Origin of the sequence: Shewanella sp. SM71, from assembly GCF_025653905.1 — a bacterium.
Classification (GTDB): Bacteria; Pseudomonadota; Gammaproteobacteria; order Enterobacterales; family Shewanellaceae; genus Shewanella; species Shewanella oncorhynchi.
The window spans coordinates 1-24,860 of sequence record NZ_JAKKRW010000024.1 but is presented as its reverse complement, the minus strand read 5'-3'; the positions used below and the strand labels follow the sequence as shown (position 1 = coordinate 24,860).

Sequence of the window (24,860 nt, the reverse complement as noted above, 5' to 3'; positions counted from 1 at the left end):
AGGTCCGCAAATAACCGCCTTGCCTAAAGTGCGTTAAACTCCCGCTGAATCATGCATCTTCAAGTTGTTTGGGTATATACTATGCCAACTAACCCAAGGAGGACGCCCCATGGCCGAAGAAACGATTTTCAGCAAAATTATTCGTCGCGAAATTCCCGCGGATATTCTGTATCAAGATGAACTTGTGACTGCCTTTAGAGACATTTCCCCTAAGGCGCCAACCCATATTTTGATTGTGCCGAATCATTTGATCCAAACGGCGAACGACATGAAAGCCTCTGATGAGCCTGTGCTTGGCCGTATGATGACAGTTGCAGCGAAATTGGCGGCTGAAGCGGGTATCGCTAAAGATGGCTACCGACTGATCATGAACTGCAATCAACACGGTGGACAAGAAGTCTATCACATTCATTTCCACCTTGTGGGCGGGAAGCCTCTGGGGCCCATGTTGAGCCAAGGAAAATGAAGGTCAATTCGGATTTTTTCCCGCTGACCCAAATGGCGCAGCGGTTTGTGGATCAACTAGCTCAGTGTCGTCGCCTCGGTTTAACGGTACTGGAGGCGAGTGAGCACCATGTGTTGATTGAGTTGCCCTACAGCACTGAATTAATTGGGTATCCCGATACGGGCGTTATCCATGGTGGAGTGATCACTACCTTAATGGATACTGCCTGTGGCAGTGCAGTCGTGAGCGCTATTTTCCATAAATTCAAATTATTAGAAATATCACCTACGCTCGATTTGCGGGTGGACTACATGAAGCCCGCTCAGCCCCATAAGCCTGTATTTGGATTTGCGGAATGCTATAAGTTGTCTTCTAATATTGCCTTTACCCGTGCAATTGCTTACCAAGACAGTATTGACGATCCCATCGCCCATGCCGTCGGCTCTTTTATGCGGATAAGCCCTGAAATGGTTGGTGATGCCTTTAGGCAAGCGTTAATGGGTGAAGCCGTGCCTGCGATAGGAGAGAGTGATGAGCGCAAATAATTCGATACTAGATGCAGCCAGTACAACTCAAAACGCACAGGTTAAAGCGCCTATTGATGTGCAAGGTATAGTTAAACGCGCCACTGAACTTAATGATTTTGGCCATTTACTTGAACACGTTCCCTATGCCAAATTTATTGGCATGAAGGTGGAGCGTTTTGGTGATGAACTGATTTTTAAATTGCCCGCTAAAGACGACAATATCGGTAATCCTGTGTTGCCCGCTATTCATGGCGGCGTGATTGCGGGCTTTATGGAAATGTCAGCGATAGTGCAGTTAATGGTATTTATGCAAACAGCAAAGGTGCCTAAAGTCGTTGATTTTTCAATCGACTATTTACGTGCAGGTCTGCACAAGGATAGTTTTGCTGAGTGTCGTATTACCCGTCAGGGTCGACGAGTCGCCAACGTGAATATTGATTGTTGGCAAACCAATCGTAAGCAGCTTATTGCTACGGCACGGGCACATTTTTTGATTGATTAATCTGATTAAGTTTAGATTGATGAAGCATGACTGATTCACTATTTTAGATTGAGAATGCTTTATTTAGCCTATGTTATTAAGCATGAGTTCAGCACTGTTCGATTAGTTTGTCGTTTAATGGGAAATGATGCGCTAGCTGCGTATTTTGTGGCGTGACTAGGAGAAATATATGAAACAAGTTTATACAGGGTTATTACTGGCCGCAGCACTTACCTTAGGTGCTTGTGCCTCACATACCGCAGGGATTTCAGTGAGTTCACTGGGTGAAACCCGCGTCGATAATTCCAGCTTTGCTCGAGATATTGCGGTACAGAGTGTGGATGCACGCCGAGTCGGTGATTTAGTGCAGGGCACAGCGTTGATTGTTAGTAAATCCTCGTCCGATATGCGTGTGCAATATAAATTCACTTGGTACGATGCCAGCGGCTTTACTATCGAAGATGAAGCGACCAGCTGGAAATCGGTGAAATTACACGGCAAACAGCAATTGCAAGTCGGCGCCGTAGCACCTAATGCCCAAGTGGTTAAATTTGATGTATACGTGCGTGAAACCTTTTCAAACTAAGCTTGAGTTTGCTTCTGTTTAGTTTATTCCGGGTTTAATTGATTTTTTGATATTAAACCCGTTCTAAAAAGGCTTACTTCTTTTAAGGAGTAAGCCTTTTTTATTCGTTTTACATCAACTTTTAGTGACCTTAAGGTCATTCAAATGTTATTAGCTTTCGTCTTTTTGACATTGAAAGTTGCGATAAATTACCCATTTTTAAGCAAAAAGGTTTACGGCAAGGTGAAATCCGGACTTTAGTCCTAAATACATTTAGTGATTGAGCACTACTATCAGCATATTACCACATGAGGATAGAAAGATGACTGCTCATATTAATGCTCAACCTACTGATTTTACTGAAACTGTTATTATGCCGGGTGATCCACTCCGTGCTAAATATATCGCTGAAACCTATCTCACCGATGCCGTAGAAGTCACGAATGTTCGCAATATGCTTGGTTACACGGGCTTTTACCAAGGACAGCGCATTTCCGTTATGGGTCATGGTATGGGGATTTCATCTATGGTGCTTTATGGCCATGAGCTGATTAATTATTTTGGCGTGAAACGCATTATTCGTATTGGCAGTTTAGGTGCAACACAAAAACATGTACAAATGCGAGATGTCATTTTAGCCCAAGCCGCAGGCACGGATTCACCTACTAACGCTAAGCGTAGTAGCGGCTACCAAATGGCGACTTCTGCGACCTTTTCTTTATTGCATAAAGCCTATACAACAGCGAATGAGAAAGGTATTAGTGTAAAAGTTGGCAATATCTTTAGTGGTGATCTTTATTACGATCCCGATGAAGATATGATCCCCGCACTTGAGCGTTTTGGGGTATTAGGTATTGATATGGAAGTGGCGGGGCTTTATGGATTGTCACACCAACAAGGTATCGAATCATTAGCCATTTTAACGGTATCGGATCATTGTTTAACCGGTGAAGAAACAACGGCAGAAGAACGCCAACTCTCTTTTAATAATATGATTGAGCTCGCGTTAGAAACCGCCCTCAATTAGGTTTAAAGCCATCCTTTGAACCCTTAGCATTTCACTTATGGAATGACATAATGAATAATAAAATTACTTTAACAGCCATCAGTTTTCTCGCCAATTTTATTATGGCGGGCTTTGCGACCCAATTTGGGATGTTGATTGAACCCATAGCTGAGAAATTTGCCGCTAATGTTAACGAAGTTGCATCAATCTTTTCATTGCTCAATGGTGGTGCACTCGCGGGGACGATTGCAGCATTTTTCTTTATTGAAAAAATGGGTATCAAAAGAATGACCTTGATAAGTTACAGTCTGGTTGCTCTTTCTGCTCTGGCTTTACATCTAACCAGTTTCCTACAAGTTGTGATGGTAGCAATGACCTTAATTGGTTTTTGTGGCGGTATCGGTTTATGTATTGCTGGTACGATTGTGGTGTCTGTGTGGCAAGAGAAATTACAAAGCACAATGTTAGTGGTGCAAGATGCGACGTTTAATATTGCAGGCGTTATTTTTCCATTGATAACGACTTATGCATTAACAAGTTCACTATCATGGAGTTATAGCTATTTAGCCGTAGGTTTAGTGGCGTTCGGTACAGTCATTATTACCTTGTTCACTCATTTCTCTATTTGCGAGCAATCTTCTACAACACAAGAGAAACAACAGTCTGAATGGAATCTCGGTATTATTAGTGGAGGTATTGGTTTATTTTTAGGAATGCTGGCTTTATATACTTTTTTAACTTGGGCACCTTTATTTGTAAAACAAAAATTTGATATTCCGTTTGAAGATGCCGGTAATATTATTACCCAGTATTGGTCCGCTGCGCTAATTGGGGCGTTAATTTCGACTGTGATTGTGACTCGTGTAAAAATTCACCATTTCTTAGTCGGTATTATTGCTTTAGCTATGGTGATCACCGCTGCCATTGTCAGTACCAATAATCTTAATTGGATAGCTTATTTAACCTATGGTTATGGTTTTGTGTGTGCTGCTCTTTATAATGCATTTATTGCTTATGGCGTGTCTTTTGTAAAAAAAGCCAGTAGCAAAAATGTGTCATATATACTTATTAGCGGAAGTGCAGGGGCGATGTTTAGCCCAGCCATCAGTTCTTTCTTTGAACGTATTATCGGATTACAAACTGTGATGTATGTGATTCCTTTGCTTTACGCAGCGATATTTATGCTATTGATCGTTTCAAGTCGGATGAAACCGGCTATGGAACAACACTCGCCATCGGTAAGTTAATTTACCTGTGCATCCATCCCACACTCGGTTGTTAAATTATGTCGAGTGTGGGTTATGCTGAAAGCGATTATATGCCTGCTTCAACAAATTTCTTGAGTGCGTTGAGATCACAAATCCGAATGCCATCTTTTCTCCGCTCAATTAAGCCTCGTTCCTCAAGATTTTGTAGCGCCCGACGGTAGACTCGGTCGGTAGTGCCAAATCGTTCAGCCTCTAAATAGCGTTTACTAAAGCCATCTACAGGCAAGTCATTTAAGTATTCATGATAAATATCAAATGCCACGTTATAACTGAGCAGTCGCCGAGTAAAAATATCCACTGTGTCTTGGTAGTCAATCGCAATTGCACTAGCGAAGAATAGCGCGAGTTGAGGATGCTGACCGAGGCAATGTTGTAGTTTTTCAGCGCTAATCAACATGATTTCTAAGGGTTCACTGGCAATAATGTCTAGTTGACAGTGGTACTGGGTGAAGAACTCCATTTCGCCAAACAGTTGTGAATCACAATCAATAGTACCTAATTGAAAACACCGACCATTTCTCGCGGTATGGCCGAGTGATACGCGACCTTGCTTCACCAATACAAGTGATGCCATCGCTTCCCCCTGCGTCATGAGGTGAGCGCCTTTTTTGAGCATTTTTATTTCGCTGATACAGCTAAGTACAACCGCTTCAATAAGTGGATAGTCTTGCTCCCATCGCTGGCTATAACGTCCTTTCGATAAAGGTTTTAGCTGCATCGACTATTGTCCTCTTACTGTGTTCGAAATTGCGACCTTCTATAGCATTATCATGATAGGCGGTCAAATGGACGAAAGGATTTAGGCGGCTACTAAAGATATTTTCATCATACGAACTGAAGGGCAGTGGTTTTCGCGACATTTAATTGAATCGCAGAGATAAGAGTGCCCACTTTTTATTTCCGTCATGTATACTAGGCGCCGCCAAGGGGTGTTTGTTGTGCATTAATGTTACTCTGATTTTAACGTTAACGGCTGCAAACTGAGATGTCATCTGACGAACCCTTAGAACCTGATCCGGCTAATACCGGCGTAGGAATGGGCCAATCAACAGCACACTTCTGAATCGCTTATTCGTTGCCGGATCTCAAACATTATATTTGAGGTCCTATGTCAAACCGTAAAACGTCAAACCATCAATCTCCATTTTCAACCGTATCGCCAAGCTTATTTTTAGCCCGAGCGCCGCTGGCGTTAGCCATCGCCGCAGCGCTGAGCACCCCTGTTTTTGCACAAACCGACGCTATCGATAAACCCGATCCCAGCACTGAGATGGAAGTCATGGTGGTGACGGCGGATTTTCGCAGTTCAAGCTTAGAAAAAATGCCCTCCAGCATTACCGTTATCGACAGTCAAAAAATTCAAGATGAAAGTGCGCAACACTTTGAAGATCTGCTTAATTCTATCGCCAATTTTAACTGGTCAGGTGGAAGCTCGCGGCCGAAATATTTTCAAATTCGCGGTGTAGGAGAGCAGGAACAATACCAAGGCGCACCTAATTCTTCCGTGGGTTACATCATAGATGATATCGATTTATCCGGTATTGGTATGGTGTCGAGCATGTACGATTTACAGCAGGTCGAAGTGCTTCGTGGACCGCAGGGGACGCGTTACGGCGCGAATGCCTTAGCGGGATTGATTTATCTGAAGAGTAACGATCCAACTGATGTGTTTGAGCATGGCGGCGAAGTGTCGTTAGGCGATGATGATTTGCGCACGTTTAGCGGTTTCAGTTCTGGCCCATTAACGGCTTCTGGCAAGCTGCTTTATCGTGTGTCAATGCAGCAGCACCAGCAAAATGGTTACCACGATAACCTGTATTTAGACCGTGATGATACCAATGGCCGCGATGAATTCAGCGGCCGCGCTAAGCTGCGCTGGTATGCGACAGATGATTTGCAGTTTGATTTAACTGTGCTGCATGCCGATTTTGATAATGGCTATGATGTGTGGAGTTTAACCAATTCACCAACCCAGACAACATCGGATCAACCGGGTGTCGATAGCCAACGCACCACAGGCGCGGGTTTTAAAGCGACCTATTCCGGCGCCGAAAACTTCGAATTAACTTCGTTAACCTCTTTTGCGAATACCGATCACCATTACAGTTACGATGGCGATTGGGCTAACTCAGAATATTGGGCCTCTAAGCAATGCAATGATGACAATGGCAATCTGGCGCCGTGTCAATACGATTATTTTTGGGATAAAACGGGTCAGCGTAAAACCGCGTCGCAAGAGTTTCGCCTAAGTTCTACCGAGCAGGGCCGTATTTTTGCAGAGAGTACTGATTGGTTGCTTGGTGTGTATGCCATGAATCTGAAAGAAGATAACCAATTGTATTCTGAATACAATGCTTGGCCGGATGAAGTCTTAGACTCAGAGTATGAGGCGACAAACTATGCACTGTTTGGTCAGCTCGATACGGATTTGGGCTCAAATTATGCTTTATCTGTGGGTCTACGTTTAGAGCGTCGCAACAGCCATTACTCTGATACGAATAACGATAATTTCGACCCGAGCGAAACTATGTGGGGCGGTCATATTGCTGTGAGTAAAGTGCTGAACGACTCACACAATGCTTATGTCCGAGTCGCACGCGGTTACAAGGCGGGCGGTTTCAACATGACTTTGCCAGTCGAATTGAACGATAAAAAAGAGTTTAGTACTGAGACGCTCTATAACTATGAAATCGGCCTTAAATCCCATTGGTTAGCGGGACTTATCGATACTAATTTGGCGCTGTTCTATATGGACAGACAAGATCAACAGGTGGCAGCATCACAGCAAGATCCCGATAAACCACAGCGTTTTATCTTGTTCACTGAAAATGCAGGCAGTTCGAATAACTATGGCGCTGAGTTAGATGCAACCTGGTATGCCACGGATAATCTGCAAGTTTACTCAAGCTTAGGTTGGTTAGAAACGGCCTACGGTGACTATCAGTATCAGGACAAATATGGCACTGAGGTGGATTTAACTGGCCGCGATCTAGCCCATTCTCCACACGTTACCTACAGCCTTGGCGGGACTTATCGTGCTAATTCGGGTTGGTTTGCGAACCTGAATCTTAGCGGTAAGAGTGAATTCTATTATTCAGACAGCAATGAATCCCGCTCTGAACCCTACACTATCGTCAATGCCCGCGTGGGTTATGAGGCGAGCGCCTGGTCGGCATATTTATGGGGACGCAATCTGTTTAATGAAGAATACGGTGTGCGTGGCTTCTATTTTGGCAATGAGCCAGATAACGGTTGGGCGGAAAAGCAATATATTCGTTACGGCGATCCGCGTCAGATTGGCGTAACCTTTAACGTTAAGTTTATGTAATAGCTCATTTTAAAATGAGCATAATCATTTAAGTGTTAACTGAACTGTAGCCCAGTATTTGGGCTACAGCCTTACTTCAGAATATCAAGGAATTAAAATGAAACTGACCGCAGAAATTAGCATGTATCCCTTTAATGAAAATTACCTCGATCCTATCAAGTGGTTTATTGGCCGCGTGGATAGTTATCCCAATATCGAGCGCGTGACTAATGCGATGGCAACTCAAGTGTGCGGCGATTATTTAGATGTGATGACTATGCTAGCGACCGAGATGCAAGCGGCCCATGAGAAATGGGGCAAGGCAGTATTTGTGTGTAAGTTTATCGGTGGTGAGCTGAATTTAGCCCACAGCGAATAATGATTGACCGCCATGTAAGCGACAAATAGGCAATGAGAACAACACTATGACAGATTTATGGTTAACCTTGGTCGAGAGCGTTAATACGGCCTTTGGTGAAGTCCATGTGATGACCGTATGGGAAGCCCTCGCGGTATTGCTGGCGATGGCATATTTACTGCTGGCGATGAAGGCCAGTGTGTGGTGCTGGGCGGCGGCCTTTGCCAGTACCGCCATTTACACTGTGTTGTTTTGGAAGGTGTCGCTACTGATGGAGTCTGTGCTTAACGTCTATTACATGGCGATGGCGCTCTATGGATATTGGCTCTGGACCCAAGGTGGTGATAAGCATCAAGGAGTAAAAGTGACCACTTGGCCATTGAAAACCCATTTAAAGTTGATCGCAGCGACGGGTGTGATTTCGCTTTTGGTTGGTCACGGTATGGCGACGTATACCCAAGCCGCATTCCCGTATCTAGATGCGGCGACAACCTGTTTCGCCGTGATGACGACTTATTTAGTGGCAAAAAAGGTACTTGAGAATTGGCTTTATTGGGCGGTTATCGACATAGTGTCGATTTACCTTTATCTCAGCAAAGGCTTGATGCTGACATCCTTGTTATTCGTGCTTTATGTGGGTTTAGCGGTCGTGGGGTATTTCCTGTGGCGAACCGCGTTAGCCGACGCCCGTGAAGCTAATACCTTGAAGTTACTTAGTTAATGCTCGATATAAACGCCTCGATGCAACGCTCAGCAGGCGAGCCATTCAAAGCACTTTACCCCATACTCAAAAGTGCAGGGCTAGTTAACGTGTTAAGTATTCATGAGCTTGCGGGCGGCTTAAGTAATCATAATTATAAAATCACTACGCCCACAGGCAGTTATGTGTTGCGGGTGAATGCCGATGCGGCGGACAGTTTTTGCAACCGCCAGCAGGAGCGTTTTTACTGGCAGCAATTGGCTCAAGCTAAACTTGCTCCTGAACTGTTGTGGGTGAGCGAAGATGAGCGTTATTACCTCAGTGATTTTATTGAAAGTGACGATATTGAAAACGAGGTCTTAATCCACTGGCCAGCGTTAGAGCGCCAAACGAGTGCTGCTGATTTTGTGCTGGGGCAATCGACGTTTAATTATTTACAGTATCCGGCAGCAGAACAAGAAACGCATCCTAACCAAGCCCATTGTTTGCTATTGGCGTTATTGCTGCAATTACGCGATCTGCCTACAGGGCCTTACGCTATTAGTATCACTGAGCAGTGGCAGGAATATCACCAGCAAATACTTGCCTATCAGGCTTCTGCAACATTTAGTGAGCCAGTATTAAGGCGACCTGTGCCATTGAAGCAGGGTAGTGATATTGGTGATAGCAATACTCACGATTGGAATGAGCGGGTGGCTAAGCTGCTTGCAATTCAAATCGACATTAAACATTGGTGTGATGAGTTAGCAGCCTGCATAATCAAGCCGCAGTTTTGCCATCGCGATCTTAATCCCCATAATTTGTTACTTAAAAATAACCGCTTGTGTTGTATTGATTTTGAGTATGCGATGGCGTCGCATCCACTGTGTGAGTTGGCTGTAGTGTTAGCTACCCATGCGTTAACGCCCTATCAGCAAAGTGTTTTGGTGAAACAGTATCTGAGTGGACATCCTTATGTTACTGCACAAGCCGTAACGGCAGTGCCTGCCGCTATTGACATGTATTGGGTATTTGCTTGCTACTGGGCATTATTGATGGCAGCGCAAACAGAACCCAGTCGTAGCGCCGACTACCTTGCTTGGTTTGATTGCTTCTGGCCGCTGATCACCCCCAAATAGTCATTATTGCGTGTGCTTAGTTTCCATCTGATGATAATGGCTCATTCCCTTATGGCATTGACCGCGCTATGGTGGGACATGCGGGTAGAACATACTGAAAACCTTTATTAGACAAACTTGTTTGATATAAAAAGCAACTTTATATAGTCTCAAGCGTCTTATTAGCAACAATTCTAGGATGGATTATTCAGTATGAAAAAAGGCGTGATGCTACTTGTGTGTCTCTTAGGCTTAAGCGCCTGCTCCACTAAATTCAGTTACCATTTCCTCGACTGGGCCATCGGCTGGGAGCAAGAGGATTATGTTACCTTAGATAAATCTCAGCAAAAGGCATTCGATTCCCTCATTGAAAAATTTGTCATTTGGCACCAATCCAAAGAGTTAGCTCATTATGTGGTGCAATTGACCGAAGTCGAAAGCCTCATAAAAACCAATACGTTAACGCCAGTGCTATGGGCAGACCATGTGAATATTGCTAAGCGGCATTGGTTTCGATTGTTTGAGTTCGCCTTGCCCGAGCTTCTACCTATCATAATGTCTTTGTCCGATGAACAGGTGAAGCAGATCCTCACAAAATTACGGGAGGAAGAGCTGGAGCTCGTTAAAGAATTTGCGGGTAAAACCCCTGAACAGTTACAAAAAGATGCCGATGAAAACCTTCAAACCCAATTTGATGATTGGCTTGGAAGTGTAACTGCGGAGCAAAAAGTGCTTATTCACCAATATAATCAACAGCGTTTATCTACCTTAGATATGTGGCTTGAGTACAGACACGAATGGTTACGCCAGTTTGAAGTTGCACTAGGTCAGCGCGCTGATAAAGCATTATTAACCGAGCGTTTGACCTTGCTGATGACGCAGCCCGATGAGCTTAAGTCAGAACAACATAAAGTGTTTTTACGTAAAAATACTGAGGCATTTGGGACTTTGTTGTTGGCGATGAATGCGAGCTTATCGGAGCAGCAGTCGAAGCATTTTTATAAAAAGTTAGGTGGACTCATTCAAGATCTCAAGGAACTGAATCAGGAAGCGATTGAAAAAGAAGCCTAGGCCATGAAAGATTTATTGCCTTGCTTGGGTCTATTCCTGCAAGCCAATAAATCAGCCTACTAACGACTAAATAGAGACCTTATGCCACTCGTATCCCTTTATCAGAAACTGCTCAATATGAGCCGCTATTTCGAAGGCTTAGCGCCATTAGCCCTTAGGATTTACCTTGCACCTGTGTTAATGCAAGCAGGCTATAACAAGCTCGCTCACTTTGAAGATACGGTTGCTTGGTTTGCCAATCCCGATTGGGGCTTAGGTCTGCCAATGCCGGCGTTAATGGCAGGACTGGCGGCGGGAACTGAGTTCTTTGGCGCTATCTTGTTACTGCTTGGGCTCGCGACGCGACTGATTTCAATCCCTTTAATGGTCACTATGTTGGTCGCCGCATTGACTGTGCATTGGCCAAATGGTTGGTTAGCGATTGCCGATGGTAGTTCTTGGCTTGCGAATGACAGAGTGATTGAGGCAGGGGATAAACTGATAAAAGCCAAAGAGTTATTGCAGGAGCACGGTAACTATGACTGGCTGACCAGTTCAGGTAATTTTGCTGTGCTTAATAATGGTATTGAGTTTGCGATCACCTATTTTATTATGTTGTTGACACTTTTTACCTTAGGCGGTGGTCGTTACACTAGCCTAGATTATTTCATCGCTAAGCGCTGTAGGATTAAGTAAGTCTTTCTCAAGCGGGCTCAATTGTTAACTGCATCGGATTTTCAAGCGCATTTAATTTTTAAGTACACTCGATGGTAAGTGCACTCAACAAGTTAAATCCCACTCAAGCGGTGGGATTTTTTTATGCCTCTTTGTCAGCAATTTGCTATGCTTGAGCGCAATTTATATCGAACTAGGATAAGAACTTGGACGCTATTGAACTTTTACTCACTCGCCAATCAACTCCACGATTAACTGCTCCTGCTCCAGATGCGAGTCAATTAAAAATCATCTTAGATGCTGCCATTCGTGTGCCAGATCATGGCGCCCTAGCACCATGGGAATTTATTATTTCCGTAGGAAAAGGGTTAGATACCTTGGCAGATATCTTTGTTGAGGCAGCGAAAGCGAGCGGCGCCGACGAGGATTTTGTCAATAAAGCTAAGGGCATGCCAATGCGTGCGCCTATGGTGATTACTGTCGTGGCGAAAACGCAGCAACATCCCAAAGTCCCCGTACTTGAACAGCTTATTGCAGCGGGTTGTGCGACCATGGCGATGCAGCAGGCTGCCTTTGCCTTAGGTTTAGGGGCAGTGTGGCGTACAGGGGATTTTGCCTTTGATGCGAATGTGAATGTTGCTTTAGGTCTTGAGCCACACGATCAAATTGTCGGCTTTTTGTATGTGGGTACGCCAGCCGTTACTGCTCCTAAGAAACCGCAAAAGGACGGCAGTCAGTACGTCCGTTATTTATAAATCCGCCCCTCTTTTTTAGTGGAGAAATTCTATGCAAGTTGCGCGTACTCCTAGACTCATCCTGCGGCAGTTAACCCCAGCCGACGCTTCTTTTATGTTAGTCTTGCTCAATAGCCAAGGCTTTATAGAGAATATCGGGGATAGAGGAGTACGCACACTTGTGCAGGCTAAGGATTATATCGTCAATGGACCGATGAAAAGTTATGCCGAGTGCGGTTTTGGTTTTTATGCTGTAGTGCTCGCCGAGAATGGATTCACTATTGGCATCTGCGGTTTAATCAAACGGCCGACACTGGACAATGTCGATATAGGCTATGCTTTTTTGCCGCAATATTGGGGCAAGGGCTATGCATTCGAAGCGGCTAAAGTTTCTATGGACTTAGGCAAAAGCCTAGGAATAGCGCGTATTATCGCGATTGTTAGCAGTCATAATAGTGCTTCAAAAGCTTTGCTGAACAAACTTGGATTACACTTTGAGCGTTGTTTGCAGCTTAGTGATCATGATGCGCCTGTTGAACTGTTTGGTTAATGTTAACGTGTTGTTTATATAGGTTTTTATTTTATTGTAATTCCGTCTTCTTTATTCTAGAATTTCGCAAAATTTATCGTTGAGATATGGCAATCATATCTCTTATCGACGCCCCTCGAAAATCAGGCTCACTTAATCCCTCCTTGAGCCCTTGAGTACAGCAAAAGCGTAGCCCTTTTTTGGATGTAGCATAATGGTTTCGCAATTAAGTGAAGCAATGCTGGACGTGATCGCTGATGCCTTGGTAGACAAAGGCTATATCTTTTTATCTGACTTAGTTCCTTCCTGTATTAGCCAAGTACTATTGGAAAAAATTCAATCAACTGAAATATATGAATTAAAAGCTGCCTCTATTGGTCGAGGTTCTGAACAGCACTTAAATCCAGACATTCGTCGTGACAGAATACAGTGGCTAGAAGAGCAAAATGAGCCCGATGCCCAGTATCTTGAGTTGATGACACAACTCAAAAATGGCTTGAATCGTCGCTTGTTTATGGGCTTATTCGATTATGAAAGCCATTATGCGGTATATCAGCCAGGGGCCTTTTATAAAAAACATGTTGATGCACTTAAGGGCAGCCAAAATCGTATTTTAACCACAGTGTTTTTCTTAAATCCTGATTGGAAAGCGGCAGATTGTGGTGAGTTGATTATCTATGATGAAGCCGATATTGAGATTGAGCGCATCGCGCCTAAAATGGGCCATTTTGTGATTTTCCTCAGTGAGCGTTTTCCCCATGAAGTGACCAAAACCTTGGCACAGCGCAATAGCATTGCGGGCTGGTTTAGGGTCAGTAACAGTGTTCATGGCTTTTAACTTTAGCTTTTAACTTCACCTGAAAACAAACGCCTAAATGCTGCCCACAGGTTTAGGTGTTTTTGCTCTCGATTGTCGCTTTTGGTCATCACCAATCACTTATCGCGACTGCGCAATGTCATTGGCTATTTCTCGGATATTGATTGGTCATATCACGGCGTGTTCTTCCGCAGCAGTATTTATTCCAACCTGTTTTAACTGCCTTGTACTCATTTTTTCAATTTTTTTTACACTCTTAAGCTTTAGGTAATCTAAGCCGCCGACAATGGGGTAAATTTGTCCAATCATACTGAAAATAGGGTATTTTTTTATTCTCGTTTAATGTTAGGCTAGATAAAAACGTGCGCTACAACACACTTTTCTATCATCTAACGGAGGCGATACTGTGGGCTGTGAAGATAACTTAGGTTGTTTAAGTGGTGAGCATATTGTACTTGAGCCCTTATCTTTGTCCCATGTGGCGGCATTGAGTCTAGCCGTGACAGATGGTCAACTTTGGCGTTTATGGTTTACCAGTGTCCCTGAGCCAACGGAGATGAAGCTCTATGTGGCTAAAGCACTCGAAGAAAAAGCGCGGGGCCTGAGTTTTCCCTTTGCGGTGCGGGATAGAGTGTCAGGGGAAATCGTCGGATGCACGCGAATTTGCAACTGGGAGTCTGATAATCGCCGTCTTGAGATTGGATACACTTGGTATGCTAAACGTGCCCAGCGCACTGGGATTAATACTGAAGCTAAACTGCTGTTATTGACCTTTGCTTTTGAAACCTTAGACGCCATTGCCGTTGAGTTTCGTACTCATTGGCATAACCAAGCTTCGAGACAAGCCATTGCAAGACTGGGCGCTAAGCAAGATGGTGTATTGCGAAATCATAAGATTCTTAAGGACGGCACTATCCGCGATACCGTGGTGTATTCCATTATTGATACCGAGTGGCCAACGGTGAAAAACAGTCTGCAATTTCGATTGCGACAACGACCGCCAACACTCTAATGATAAATAGGAAAAGCCCATGGCAAGCATCATAACTCGAGTAGATGTGACTCATGTCCATGAGGTTGCAGTGTTATTCAATGAGTACCGACAGTTTTATGGGCGTAGGGATGATCTCGCGGCTGCGGAGCAGTTTATTTATTCAAGAGTGTCAGATGGCTCATCGGTGATATTTATAGCTAAGGATAATCAAGGGCTTGGATTAGGTTTTGTTCAAATGTATCCCAGTTTTTCATCGTTACGTTTGGCCCCTATGTTGATCCTGAATGATGTGTATGTGACTCAACATGCCCGATGTGTCGGTATTGGGCGGGCATTAGTGCTACAAGCCGCCAGTTATGCCAAAGCGCATAATATGAGTTATTTGATGTTAGAAACACAGCAAAAAAACCAGCGCGCGCAGGGCTTGTATGAAGGTTTAGGCTTTGTGCGTAACCAAGATTTTTATATCTACGAACTTGAGCTCCACCGAGGGCTTGAGTAGGTTTATTTATGGCGATTAAAAGGAAAAGTAACATGTTAACTCAGGTAAAAACGTTAGTATTAGGTGGTTTAGTCTTAAGTGCCAGTACTGCAGTTTGGGCTGATGAAGCAGAAAAAGCGTTTAGTAAAGAAGCCATTGAATGTGCCGCTTACTATCAAATTAGCTCAGAAGCCATTGGGGCGATGAATGCACCGCAAATGCAGGCCGTGGGTGAGCGTTTAAAAAGTTCTAAAATTGAGTCTGAGAATTTAGCTAAGAAATACAGCTCTGAAGCAGAGGTCACTCAAGCGGTTGCCGATGCTAAAGCCCGTCAAATCGAAAGCTTAGGTGGGTCAAGCAACTTAGGTGCGTTAATGGGTAAATATAAAGAAGAATGTAAAAACCTGTTAGCCGATCCACAAAAGCGTTTAAATTATTGGACTATGGCGACGATGTAATCGTAGGTTTTAGTCAGGGTAATCGTTTACGGATTGTGAAGAGAAGGAGCCTGATGGCTCCTTTTTTGCGTTAAAGTACAATCACTAAGGAGCTGATGGGGTCATTCATATTGAGTCGGTTTCCCCATAGATTTTAGCCCCGTTTGGTTTAGGGGCTTAGAACCAAGTTGCTTATTTTCGCTCGGCTGAAACTCAACCTCAGTTTTTAGGGTCTTAGTTACATGGTCAAGTATTTAAGCCTTGGGTTTAAATTCTCCTCAGTTTTAAATTCTTAGTTCAGTTTACGATATTCAAAGATAATCACATATGAGTACTAAATGGGAGCACTATGGTATTAACAATAATGGCAGCGACTGTTTTGAGTGCTGGAGTCTGTGGCTACCATTTAATCTATGGTAAGCGGGTTTTATTGGCGCCGCTCTTGAAGGCAAATGTGTCACAGCAAAGCAAGCAAATGCTACTGTGCTTATTTCACTGCCAATCGGTATTTTTTGTGGTTTCAACGGCTGCACTTTTAGCCTGTGCACTAAAGGTGATCCCTGGGATGTATGCCTTTAGCCTGTTGTTATTCCTCGGGATGAACTATGGGATCTTTGCGATTTGGCAGTTTTACATTGCCACTCTGAGTCCACCCAATAGTGGCCAGATGATCATAGTGCAAGCGCTGATTTTCTTACTCATTGGTATTTTGGCTATGCTAGGGCCACTCTTGTCTGCCGCGTAAATTGCTCATGATAGTTTGTAAATCATCGCGATTGAAGCATCAGAGTTTGAAAAACAAACAGCGAATTATGGGGTTAATTGAATACCGTATTGGGCGGCGAGTTCAGCGAGTTTGCCATTATTAATGAGCAGTTCAATCCAGTGTGAGAGCCTTTTGCTATCGAGCTGTGAACTGGGGTTGAGTAAAATGCCATTGGCGTATTTTTGGTCCCATTCATCTGATATTAAAAGTAATTTTCTCTCTTCTGGATGAACCTTTAAATAATACTGCAGGTAAGAGTTAGTCACGGGCGCTATGTCGGCGCGTTCACGCAGAATACTTTCGATAGAGGCGTTATTGTGACTGACGAACAAGGGGCGAAATTGCTTTGCCAGCGTGTTCGCATCGGTTTCAAAGTGGGCAAACTGGTAGTGATATCCTTTGATGAACGCAATTGACTTATTGGTTAAGTTTTTGAAATAGCTTTGGTTATGAGCTTTAGTTTTAAGTGCAATAAAGACTTCACCATCTATCATATGTAGCGGAATAAACTGAGTCGCTATTTTTTGCCATCCCCAAGCGGGATTCTCAAAGAGCATCATGTCGAAGCGACCTAAGGAATAGGCTTTATATCTGTGCTCAATACTGGTGACGGCAAATTTAAAGACCACTTCTTGTTGTACTTGATTTAATGCATTAATGATATCGAGTGTGAGACCTGTGTAACGGCCGTCTTGTTGTTGATGAACATAGGGAGCAAATTGATAACCACCGACATGAATTGTCGGAATTGACTTGGGAATCGCTGGCGACTGAACTTTATCTTGGGCGATAGCCGTGGTAAATGCGCTAATGCTTAAGGCTAAACAAAAGAGTAGACGACACAACTGGCTCAATATCATAGTCACCCCTTGTTATTTTTAGCATGAATGATTTTTTACAAGTATACACAATTTAATTTGTTCAATGCTGTCGATAAAGTGCGAATTTTAAATCTGTCATAGTAAGCTAGCGCAAACAGGATGAGGGAGATTTCACATTGAGCAAGATAAAATCTCAAGTGTGTGGTTGGGTTGAACAGGGACATATCACGCAAGAGCAGGCGAATAAGCTTTATCGACAGGTGACAGTCTTGCCGGATGGGTCGAGTTGGCGTCGCTTAATCGCTCATTTATTACTCTGGTTCGGTGCGTTAAGTTTTGCCTGTGGGGTGATTTTTTTCTTTGCTTATAATTGGCAATCTTTGGGGCGATTTGCCAAATTTGGACTGATTGAAGTGGCGATAATACTCGCTATCAGCGCATTTGCTTGGCTCTATTATCGTGCCAACATTTATTCCCCTGTTAGTTCTTATCGTAAAGACAGCACTTTTGGTGCGACGACCGCCAATGGCGTGCTACTGGCCGCAAGTGTGTTAGTTGGTGGCTTATTAGCGTTAGTTGGGCAAACCTATCAAACGGGCGCCGATCCTTGGCAGTTATTCGCGCTATGGGCATTCGTTATCTTACCCTTTGCTTGGGTGGCGGGATTTGATGGTTTGTGGCTGTTGCTGGTGGGATTGCTAAACCTCAGCATAGGGATATTTCTGGATTCCTTTTCCCATTTCTGGGGATTATTTTGGGGCGCTCAAGGACAATTGCTGATCTTTATCTGTTTGAATTTATTTATCTATTATGCTTTTGTACTTTTAGACCACAAAGTCGCGGGGCGCTGGCATGCGCCAATCCTTGAATATGCCTGTTCATTGTTTGCTATGGGCTGTTTTACTTGGTTAATCACTTGGCTTATTTTCGACGATTTCCTTGAACGTGACAGCTTCAGCACTGGGATTTTCTGTGGTTATTTTGCCCATCTTATATTCGGATTCGTTATTTTTCGTTATAGATTACCACGCATATATCCCTTGGCCTTGGGCGGTTTTAGTCTGATTGCCGTAGGCGCCGCGTTACTGATAAAGCTGATGTTTGAGGATAATGACCCCATAGGTGGATTTTTGTTTATTGGGCTTTATATCATTTTGGCAAGCACAGGTTTGAGTATTTGGTTGAGGGAGCTAAGCCGGAAACTTAAACCACAGTCTGTAGGAATCGCCACCCAAGGGAGCGTGGGCGTGGGAGATGTTCATGAGCAACAATAATGGTTTACAGGATAGCGAAATGATCACTCGACCCTGCACTGATAGTGTTACGTCAATTGACGCTTCGAGTGAATTAAGTCTAATCAAACACTGGCAAGCTTTGTATGCCGAAGGCAATGTTAGTGCAGCTCAAATGCCAGAAGACCATGATATCCCTTGGTATATTGCCACTATGCAGGCGTTTGCTGCTTGGATAGCGGCGTTGTTTTTATTGAGCTTTATGATGGCAGTGTTTGGTGCCATTTTTGAGCATGTTGAAGAAGATGTCATTTTATTTATTGGCTTAACCTATTTAGCCTTGGGGATTGGGCTGTATTTTTTACCGCGGCAACAGATTTTTATTGAACAATTTGCTTTTGCCGCCTGTTTGAGTGGTTTGATCAGTGTGGCATGGGGATTATTTGATTTAATTAACAATGATTTTAGCCTCACATGGTATCTCTGTATGGCGGGTATTACATTGTTATTGTGGGGCTTGATTGCCCATGGGCTAGCCCAGTTTGTATTCGCTTTTTGCTTAAGTTGGTGCGTGATTGGCCTGATGGCTAAATTTGAACTGCTCAATTTTAGCCCGAGCCTTTTTGCCGTAGTCATTAGTCTAGTGTTATTAAATATCAATCAGTTCGGGCGTCATTATCGCAGGGCTCGGATGCTCATCTATGGTTTCGCACTCGCGTTGCTTTCGTTGCAGTTGATGCACGCTTTTAGTATGGACAGTATTTTTGAAGCCTTATTTAGCCCTTGGCAGCAAAGCCTGTGGCTGACACTGACTCATCTGTTGATTATTTTCGCTATTTGCGGATTTTTATTGGTGACAATCTTGCGCGAGCGCCAGCAATCACTAAGCTCACCAGCGGCGCTAGAGTGTGTTATCGGTTTAGTCATCGTTAGCGGTTTATCCTTACCTATGCAGGGTTTATCAACGGCTATTCTATTGATCTTGCTTGGTCATTATTGCAACGAGTCTTGGTTGAAAGGTATGGGAATGGTGTCGGCGCTGTTATTTGTCAGCGGGTATTATTATTCCCTAGAAACGACTCTGTTACTTAAATCTGGTTATTTGATGGGCTTAGGCGCCTTGCTGTTGGTGGCAAGGTTAGTGATGTGGTGGTTATTTCCTGCCAATGAAAATGCCAAGGAGACTGTGTGATGGGCAATGTGATGGGAAAACTGTCGGCTTCACATAAATGGGCGCTTGGGCTCGTATTATTCACAACAGTGGCGATTCTCGCTGGCGTGAATTGGCGCATTTTCAAATTCGAACAGCTGCTTAATCACGGCCAAGTGGTGCGTTTTGCATTAGCACCGGTCGATCCGCGCTCATTAATGCAGGGTGATTACATGGCGCTTGAATATGCCATTGCGCGCGATGTGCGTAGCGCCTTAGCGCCGCAACAAATGCAGGGCCAGTTATTACTGGCTGTTGATGGGCAAAAAGTGGCGCGTTTTGTAGACTTTTATACCGACCAAGCACTCGGTAAAGATCAATTACGAGTGCAGTTTCGTGTCCGTGGTAATCAAATTAAGCTCGCATCGAACAGCTTTTTCTTTGAAGAAGGACAAGCCGATCATTTTAGTGCAGCAAAATACGGTGAGTTTAGAGTGAATTTGCAAGGTGAGTTACTGCTCGTCAGTTTACTCGATGAAAAGCTTCAGCCCTTATAACCCTGTGTCAGGATTGTCATCCATTTGTTCTGCTTACTTGATTAACCTCGATTTATCTCTGGCCGCACTGTGTAGTGCGGCCAGCATCTCCCGTACTGCTTTCTTCCTAGTTCTGATCGCTAAATCGCACGAATAATATCCACCTTAAGTTGCAACTTTGATGCAACCAATTTGTAACCTTGACCGCCTATAGTATCGTCAGTCTTCGAGGTGACATCACCTTGAAGCATCTAAGCGCATCAATTAAATACCAAATATTAAAACAATACATTTAGGGGTCTCAATGTTTAACACTAAAACTGTGCTGGCGTTAGCCATCAGCAGCGTTTGTGGGCTTGCCCATGGCGCGGATAATTTGATCATTTCTGAATATGTCGAAGGCAGCAGTAATAATAAAGCTATCGAACTGTATAACCCAACCGCGGGCGCTATTGATTTAAGCCAATACCAATTGCGCTTCTATTTTAATGGCAGCACAAACGTCGGCACGACCATTGCGCTCACTGGCTCATTAGCGGCGGGGGCGACTTATGTGGTTGCCGATAATGACTCTTCTGCCGATATTCTTGCGGTTACCAATCAACAAAGTACCGCCAGCTTCTTTAACGGCGACGATGCGATTGAACTGACCTATCAAAATCAAGTCATTGATAGTTTAGGCCAAGTCGGTGTTGATCCCGGTGCCGAGTGGGGCAGTGGTGATCTCTCCACTCAAGATAATACCCTACGCCGTAATCCTGATCTGCTGATTGCCGATCCTATCAGTACTGATGCAGTAAGCTTTAGCACTTGGCTAGGTTTTGCGAAGGACGATGTTTCTGATCTTGGTAAGTTCAGTGCGGGTACGCCAACCGATCCCGTCGACCCTCCACCAAGCTCTTTAGTGTGCGGCGAAGAGGCCACAGCAATTCATGCGCTTCAAGGTGCGGGTGCTTCCAGCCCTCTCAATGGACAAACTTTAGTGGTTGAGGCGGTTGTCGTCAGTAATCAAGAAGCAGGTCTTAAGGGCATTTTTGTACAAATGGCTGATAATGAAGCCGATAGCGATCCCCAAACCTCGGAAGGTGTGTTTGTGTATACCGGCACTGCACCCACAGCTTATATGGCAGGCGATCGTATTCGTTTAAAAGCCAAAGTCACTGAATATCAAGGCTTAACTGAACTAACGACTTTATCTGATCACAAGTTGTGTGCCACAGGACAAACGTTACCGACGGCCGCGCTAGTGACCTTACCTGTTAACAGCAGTGATGATTTTGAGCCCTTTGAGGGCATGCGTGTTCGTTTTAGCCAAGATTTAGTGGTGAATGAAGTCTATAACCTCGGTCGTTATGGCGAGATTTCATTAGGCAGTCAGCGCCACTTTATCGGTACGCAAGTCGCTGCGCCGGGCGCGGATGCGCTGGCGGTGAGTGCAACCAACCAACGGGACAGTATTTTACTGGATGACGGTTTAACGGCGCAGAATCCTGATCCTGTGCAATTCCCCGCTCCTGGTTTGAGCGCATCAAACACTGTGCGTGTAGGCGATAAAGCCACATCGCTTACGGGTGTAATGCACTATGGCTTTAATCTGTATCGTATTATGCCAATCGAAACGGTGAACTTTTTGGCGGAAAACCCACGCCCAGTTGCGCCCACATTGGTTGAGGGTGGTAATCTAAAAGTCGCTAGCTTTAACGTGCTTAACTACTTCAATGGCGATGGTCAAGGTGCGGGTTTCCCAACCGCCCGCGGTGCCAATACCTTAAGCGAGTTTGAGCGTCAAAAGGCGAAGATTGTCAGTGCCATGGTGGGCATTAGTGCCGACGTATTTGGTTTGATGGAAATTGAAAACGATGGTTTCGGCGCTAATTCAGCCATTGCCGATTTAGTCGCAGGTTTGAATGCCGCTGTGGGTGAAGCGCGCTACGTTTATATCGCGCCAACAGGCATGAATGCGATTGGCACCGATGCCATCACAGTCGGCTTGATTTATCGCAGCGATAAAGTCACGCCGCAGGGCGCTGCGCGTATTTTATCCAGTGCCAATTCGCCATTAGATAGCGATCAACAGCCCCTGTTTGACGATAGCAAAAACCGTCCAATGCTGACGCAAGCCTTTAGCGTGAACGGCAGTGAAGAAGGCGTGGTTGTTGCGGTTAATCACCTTAAATCTAAGGGCAGTGAATGTGCGGGCGAACCTGATCTTAACGACGGTCAAGGCAACTGTAATATCACTCGTACCCGTGCGGCGACGGCTGCAGGTCAATGGATTAGCGAGCAATATCCAGATCAAGGCGTATTGCTGATTGGTGATTTGAACGCCTATGCGAAGGAAGATCCATTAACGGCGTTAGGTAATGCAGGCTTTAGTGAGCTGTTTGCCAAACTTGAAAAGCCAAATCCTTATTCCTATGTGTTCTCGGCTGAATCGGGTCAGTTGGACCATGCTTTAGCAAACGCTGCCCTGGTGGATAAAGTGGTGGATGTGACGCAGTGGCATATCAATACCGACGAACCACGTGTATTGGATTACAACGAAGAGTTTAAGACGCCTGCTCAAATCCAAGACTTATTCGCAAGTGATGCTTATCGCTCATCGGATCACGATCCTGTGGTGATTTCACTCTTGCTCGAAGCGGAAAAAGCCGCGCCAGTGGCCAGTTTCACTCAAGTGGTGAATGGCGCTGCGGTACAACTGACATCCACTTCAACCGACAGCGACGGACAAATCGTGTCAGCTGAGTGGAGCTTTGGTGATAATACCGTCGCAATGGGTGAGGTAGTGACTCACAGTTACAGCCAAAGCGGTGAGTATCTGGTCACGCTAACTGTGACTGATAACGACGGCCTAACCCATAGCACGTCGCAAATGGTGACAGTGGTTGCTGATAACGTGAAACAACCACCCGTTGCGCAAATTCAGCGTATCAATCTCGGTGTTGTCGATATGTTTATTTCGACTAGCTTTGATACCGATGGCGTAATCAAGCAACATAAATGGACGTTCGACAATGGCACTCGCGCTAACGGTCAAGTGGTATTACGCCTTGCCCGCCGTGGACAACACACAGTTGAACTGACCGTTAAAGATAACGACAAGTTAACGGATACTACGACGCTGACTTATCGTTAAGCCAGTCTTTTTATTCCGTTGATTTTAAGTGACGCCAAGCTCGCAGCCGCGGGCTTTTCTTTTTGCCCAAAAGCAAAATAAAGTTGTTGTCAGTTGTGACGCATCAATTGTCATTGTTTCCCCAGTGACTCGTCACCTCTTTATTTAACAAGAAGCCTCCCTGAGGGCTCTAATAAAATATCCCTGTTTTAGAAGGTTACAGGTGCAACAATGACAATCCTCATTAACCCTATCGTTGTTCGATTAGCTGAAAAGCTAATGCCCCAAAGTGTGTTTCGTAGTTTGAATGCTTTAATCAAAATCAAAGTCGTGGGGCTTCACCCCACACCCGACCAAGGAGGACTGCTCGTCCTATCCTCCTTGGATGCTCCAAGACGCCCCCAACGGAGTTGAAAGCCCCTTGTGCTCATTGACAAATTTGCTATCGCTTCCGAAGGATGCGTCCCTGCACCTGCGAAAGCTAGTCGGTCATCCATGACCGAACTCACGCAATTTGTCTATTCGCCCTGCGGCAACTCCGAGGGGAGGTATATTCCTTGGAGTTTCGAGTCGTTAGATAGCGATTCATCAGCAAAAAATAAGCGCGAAAAATGAGAAAGCTAAAACGATATCAAGTGATTACCAATCAAACTGTATAAAAAACCGCTACCGCAAAAAAGCAAATTCCTATAGCATCATTTATACCAATTGACACGGATGTGGCATCGGCCAAGTCCAACAAGCGATTTATGCCCTGCAAACAGCGCAGTGTATAAATACTAAGACGTTATAAAGCAAGGTAGCTATGAGTTCTGGTACGGTAGATGATTGGATCGGCTTACTAAAGTTTCGAGATGAAAAATTCAAATCTCTAAGTCATAGTAACTTGCAAGAGAAATACATTCTCGCTTTGAGCATAAGAGTTACTGAATTATGCTTAGATGCAGTAATACTTTTAAACAATCATAGAATGACATCGGTTCCTATTGTCCTTCGTTCAGCTTTAGAGTCGTATGCAGACCTTCAATGTTGTATAAAAGATACTAATCACCCAGACGCTATGACTAAGGCACAATACTGGCGACTTTACGAACTCCATAAACATGTAAAGAGTGATACTGCGGAAGAGCACAAAAAACGTGGGAAAAAAACTATCTGTTTGGGAACGCTTTAATAAATCGGAATTGGTTGAGTTATACAATGGGTATTATTCAGTTCTTTCTATGTACTCTCATGGAAACGTCGGTGCTTTGGTTGAAAATTCTGTCGGAGAGCAAGTTTTACTTGGATCTGCATTCAATGATGAGAAATCTTTACAATATTTTGATCAAGCTATTAATCTAGTTGCGCTGTCTATTAAAGATACCTTAGTTTTCTATAATTTTGATTTCGCCTCAGTAGAGTACCCAACTAAAATCATAGATAAAATTAATAAAGCTTTATAATAAGGCGATTAAACGTAACAAAAAACAGTTTGTTATGTTTCATGCCTCAACAATTTTTGTCCGCTTAGCGCGGCGCTGGGGGATCCCCTCATAATTGAGGTTTTCCAGCGTCATGAACTAAGTTTATATATTCGATTAATGCCCAGCGAAAAATTGTCTCCTTTACCGGATATTTGTCTCTTTTGCGTACTTCCTTTCCAAGTCTAACAATTGATAGCACAGCCTGCTTTCTCACTGTATTGGCTTGAAAATATCTTTGCCATCCAAGGTGTTGTGCCGCTAACCCAATACACCACAACACGATTTCAGCCAGCATAGAGA

General features: G+C 44.2%; 27 protein-coding genes, 1 pseudogene and 1 riboswitch. Of the genes and pseudogenes, 25 read left to right on the top strand and 3 right to left on the bottom strand.

The window, feature by feature from the left end; all coding sequences use genetic code 11:
- Nucleotides 1-109 precede the first annotated feature (109 nt).
- From hinT to tsgA, 6 genes are all read left to right on the top strand, one after another.
- Nucleotides 110-466: a purine nucleoside phosphoramidase gene (gene hinT / locus L5L97_RS19575; RefSeq protein WP_263181034.1), complete on the top strand. Its 357-nt coding sequence runs from the start codon at nt 110-112 to the stop codon at nt 464-466.
- Complete coding sequence (locus L5L97_RS19570) at nt 463-990, top strand: PaaI family thioesterase (RefSeq protein ID WP_028760303.1); 528 nt, start codon at nt 463-465, stop codon at nt 988-990. The genes hinT and L5L97_RS19570 overlap by 4 nt, the downstream gene beginning before the upstream one ends.
- On the top strand, nt 977-1,474 hold the full coding sequence (locus L5L97_RS19565; protein WP_168823948.1) for a PaaI family thioesterase: 498 nt from the start codon (nt 977-979) through the stop codon (nt 1,472-1,474). Before L5L97_RS19570 ends, L5L97_RS19565 begins: the two co-directional genes overlap by 14 nt.
- A 169-nt stretch (nt 1,475-1,643) precedes the next feature.
- Nucleotides 1,644-2,039: a YcfL family protein gene (locus L5L97_RS19560; RefSeq protein ID WP_263138248.1), complete on the top strand. Its 396-nt coding sequence runs from the start codon at nt 1,644-1,646 to the stop codon at nt 2,037-2,039.
- 301 nt (nt 2,040-2,340) lie between these two features.
- Entirely contained in the window at nt 2,341-3,045 is a 705-nt protein-coding gene (gene deoD, locus L5L97_RS19555; RefSeq protein ID WP_263181032.1) for a purine-nucleoside phosphorylase, read from the top strand.
- A 50-nt stretch (nt 3,046-3,095) separates the two neighbouring features.
- Entirely contained in the window at nt 3,096-4,271 is a 1,176-nt protein-coding gene (tsgA, locus tag L5L97_RS19550; protein WP_263176032.1) for an MFS transporter TsgA, read from the top strand.
- A 67-nt stretch (nt 4,272-4,338) separates the two neighbouring features.
- On the opposite strand, the gene L5L97_RS19545 is transcribed toward tsgA, so the two are convergent.
- On the bottom strand, nt 4,339-5,010 hold the full coding sequence (locus L5L97_RS19545) for a Crp/Fnr family transcriptional regulator (protein WP_263181031.1): 672 nt from the start codon (nt 5,008-5,010) through the stop codon (nt 4,339-4,341).
- 197 nt (nt 5,011-5,207) lie between these two features.
- A riboswitch (TPP riboswitch) is annotated at nt 5,208-5,346 on the top strand.
- 54 nt (nt 5,347-5,400) lie between these two features.
- On the opposite strand from L5L97_RS19545, the gene L5L97_RS19540 reads away from it, so the two are divergent.
- The 13 genes from L5L97_RS19540 to L5L97_RS19480 all read left to right on the top strand — a co-directional run bounded on the left by L5L97_RS19540 (nt 5,401) and on the right by L5L97_RS19480 (nt 16,216).
- The gene (locus L5L97_RS19540) at nt 5,401-7,620 is read left to right on the top strand and encodes a TonB-dependent receptor (protein ID WP_263181030.1); all 2,220 of its coding nucleotides are present in this window, start codon (nt 5,401-5,403) and stop codon (nt 7,618-7,620) included.
- Nucleotides 7,621-7,717: 97 nt separating this feature from the next.
- On the top strand, nt 7,718-7,978 hold the full coding sequence (locus tag L5L97_RS19535; RefSeq protein WP_028760297.1) for a hypothetical protein: 261 nt from the start codon (nt 7,718-7,720) through the stop codon (nt 7,976-7,978).
- Between the two features lie 46 nt (nt 7,979-8,024).
- Nucleotides 8,025-8,678, top strand: a complete 654-nt coding sequence (pnuC, locus tag L5L97_RS19530; RefSeq protein ID WP_263181028.1) for a nicotinamide riboside transporter PnuC — start codon at nt 8,025-8,027, stop codon at nt 8,676-8,678.
- Nucleotides 8,678-9,775, top strand: a complete 1,098-nt coding sequence (locus tag L5L97_RS19525; protein WP_263181026.1) for a phosphotransferase — start codon at nt 8,678-8,680, stop codon at nt 9,773-9,775. The genes pnuC and L5L97_RS19525 overlap by 1 nt, the downstream gene beginning before the upstream one ends.
- A gap of 192 nt (nt 9,776-9,967) precedes the next feature.
- Nucleotides 9,968-10,825 carry a DUF6279 family lipoprotein gene (locus L5L97_RS19520; RefSeq protein ID WP_263181025.1) on the top strand — a complete coding sequence of 286 codons (858 nt, stop codon included), beginning with the start codon at nt 9,968-9,970 and terminating at the stop codon, nt 10,823-10,825.
- Nucleotides 10,826-10,906: 81 nt separating this feature from the next.
- Complete coding sequence (locus L5L97_RS19515; protein ID WP_263181024.1) at nt 10,907-11,500, top strand: DoxX family protein; 594 nt, start codon at nt 10,907-10,909, stop codon at nt 11,498-11,500.
- Between the two features lie 185 nt (nt 11,501-11,685).
- Nucleotides 11,686-12,234, top strand: a complete 549-nt coding sequence (locus L5L97_RS19510) for an NAD(P)H nitroreductase (protein ID WP_263138254.1) — start codon at nt 11,686-11,688, stop codon at nt 12,232-12,234.
- A 31-nt stretch (nt 12,235-12,265) separates the two neighbouring features.
- Nucleotides 12,266-12,763 (top strand): GNAT family N-acetyltransferase, encoded by a 498-nt coding sequence (locus L5L97_RS19505; protein ID WP_263181023.1) that lies wholly within the window; start codon nt 12,266-12,268, stop codon nt 12,761-12,763.
- Nucleotides 12,764-12,956: 193 nt separating this feature from the next.
- Complete coding sequence (locus L5L97_RS19500) at nt 12,957-13,580, top strand: 2OG-Fe(II) oxygenase (RefSeq protein ID WP_028760290.1); 624 nt, start codon at nt 12,957-12,959, stop codon at nt 13,578-13,580.
- Between the two features lie 385 nt (nt 13,581-13,965).
- The gene (locus L5L97_RS19495; protein WP_131525840.1) at nt 13,966-14,571 is read left to right on the top strand and encodes a GNAT family N-acetyltransferase; all 606 of its coding nucleotides are present in this window, start codon (nt 13,966-13,968) and stop codon (nt 14,569-14,571) included.
- Between the two features lie 19 nt (nt 14,572-14,590).
- Nucleotides 14,591-15,055, top strand: coding sequence for a GNAT family N-acetyltransferase (locus L5L97_RS19490; RefSeq protein WP_131525841.1), 465 nt, complete (start codon nt 14,591-14,593; stop codon nt 15,053-15,055).
- A gap of 32 nt (nt 15,056-15,087) precedes the next feature.
- Nucleotides 15,088-15,492 (top strand): hypothetical protein, encoded by a 405-nt coding sequence (locus tag L5L97_RS19485; RefSeq protein WP_105252762.1) that lies wholly within the window; start codon nt 15,088-15,090, stop codon nt 15,490-15,492.
- Nucleotides 15,493-15,820: 328 nt separating this feature from the next.
- Nucleotides 15,821-16,216, top strand: coding sequence for a hypothetical protein (locus tag L5L97_RS19480; RefSeq protein WP_105252761.1), 396 nt, complete (start codon nt 15,821-15,823; stop codon nt 16,214-16,216).
- 65 nt (nt 16,217-16,281) lie between these two features.
- Here L5L97_RS19480 and L5L97_RS19475 read toward each other — a convergent pair whose 3' ends face one another.
- A complete protein-coding gene (locus L5L97_RS19475; RefSeq protein ID WP_263181022.1) occupies nt 16,282-17,097 on the bottom strand; it encodes a substrate-binding periplasmic protein in 816 nt (271 codons plus the stop codon).
- A 137-nt stretch (nt 17,098-17,234) separates the two neighbouring features.
- Here L5L97_RS19475 and L5L97_RS19470 point away from each other — a divergent pair, with 137 nt between their 5' ends.
- The 6 genes from L5L97_RS19470 (at nt 17,235) to L5L97_RS19450 (ending at nt 24,539) form a co-directional block, all read left to right on the top strand.
- Nucleotides 17,235-18,332: a DUF2157 domain-containing protein gene (locus tag L5L97_RS19470; protein WP_263181021.1), complete on the top strand. Its 1,098-nt coding sequence runs from the start codon at nt 17,235-17,237 to the stop codon at nt 18,330-18,332.
- Nucleotides 18,319-19,482, top strand: coding sequence for a DUF4401 domain-containing protein (locus L5L97_RS19465; RefSeq protein WP_263181020.1), 1,164 nt, complete (start codon nt 18,319-18,321; stop codon nt 19,480-19,482). Before L5L97_RS19470 ends, L5L97_RS19465 begins: the two co-directional genes overlap by 14 nt.
- Nucleotides 19,482-19,997 (top strand): GDYXXLXY domain-containing protein, encoded by a 516-nt coding sequence (locus tag L5L97_RS19460; protein WP_105252757.1) that lies wholly within the window; start codon nt 19,482-19,484, stop codon nt 19,995-19,997. The genes L5L97_RS19465 and L5L97_RS19460 overlap by 1 nt, the downstream gene beginning before the upstream one ends.
- Nucleotides 19,998-20,280: 283 nt before the next feature.
- The gene (locus L5L97_RS19455; RefSeq protein WP_263181018.1) at nt 20,281-23,115 is read left to right on the top strand and encodes an ExeM/NucH family extracellular endonuclease; all 2,835 of its coding nucleotides are present in this window, start codon (nt 20,281-20,283) and stop codon (nt 23,113-23,115) included.
- Nucleotides 23,116-23,899: 784 nt separating this feature from the next.
- Nucleotides 23,900-24,268, top strand: coding sequence for a DUF5677 domain-containing protein (locus L5L97_RS22995; protein ID WP_372835315.1), 369 nt, complete (start codon nt 23,900-23,902; stop codon nt 24,266-24,268).
- A complete protein-coding gene (locus tag L5L97_RS19450; protein WP_263181016.1) occupies nt 24,234-24,539 on the top strand; it encodes a hypothetical protein in 306 nt (101 codons plus the stop codon). The genes L5L97_RS22995 and L5L97_RS19450 overlap by 35 nt, the downstream gene beginning before the upstream one ends.
- 88 nt (nt 24,540-24,627) lie before the next feature.
- Here the strand turns inward: L5L97_RS19450 and L5L97_RS19445 are convergent.
- A pseudogene (locus tag L5L97_RS19445) lies at nt 24,628-24,860 on the bottom strand (IS4 family transposase); the annotation flags it as partial.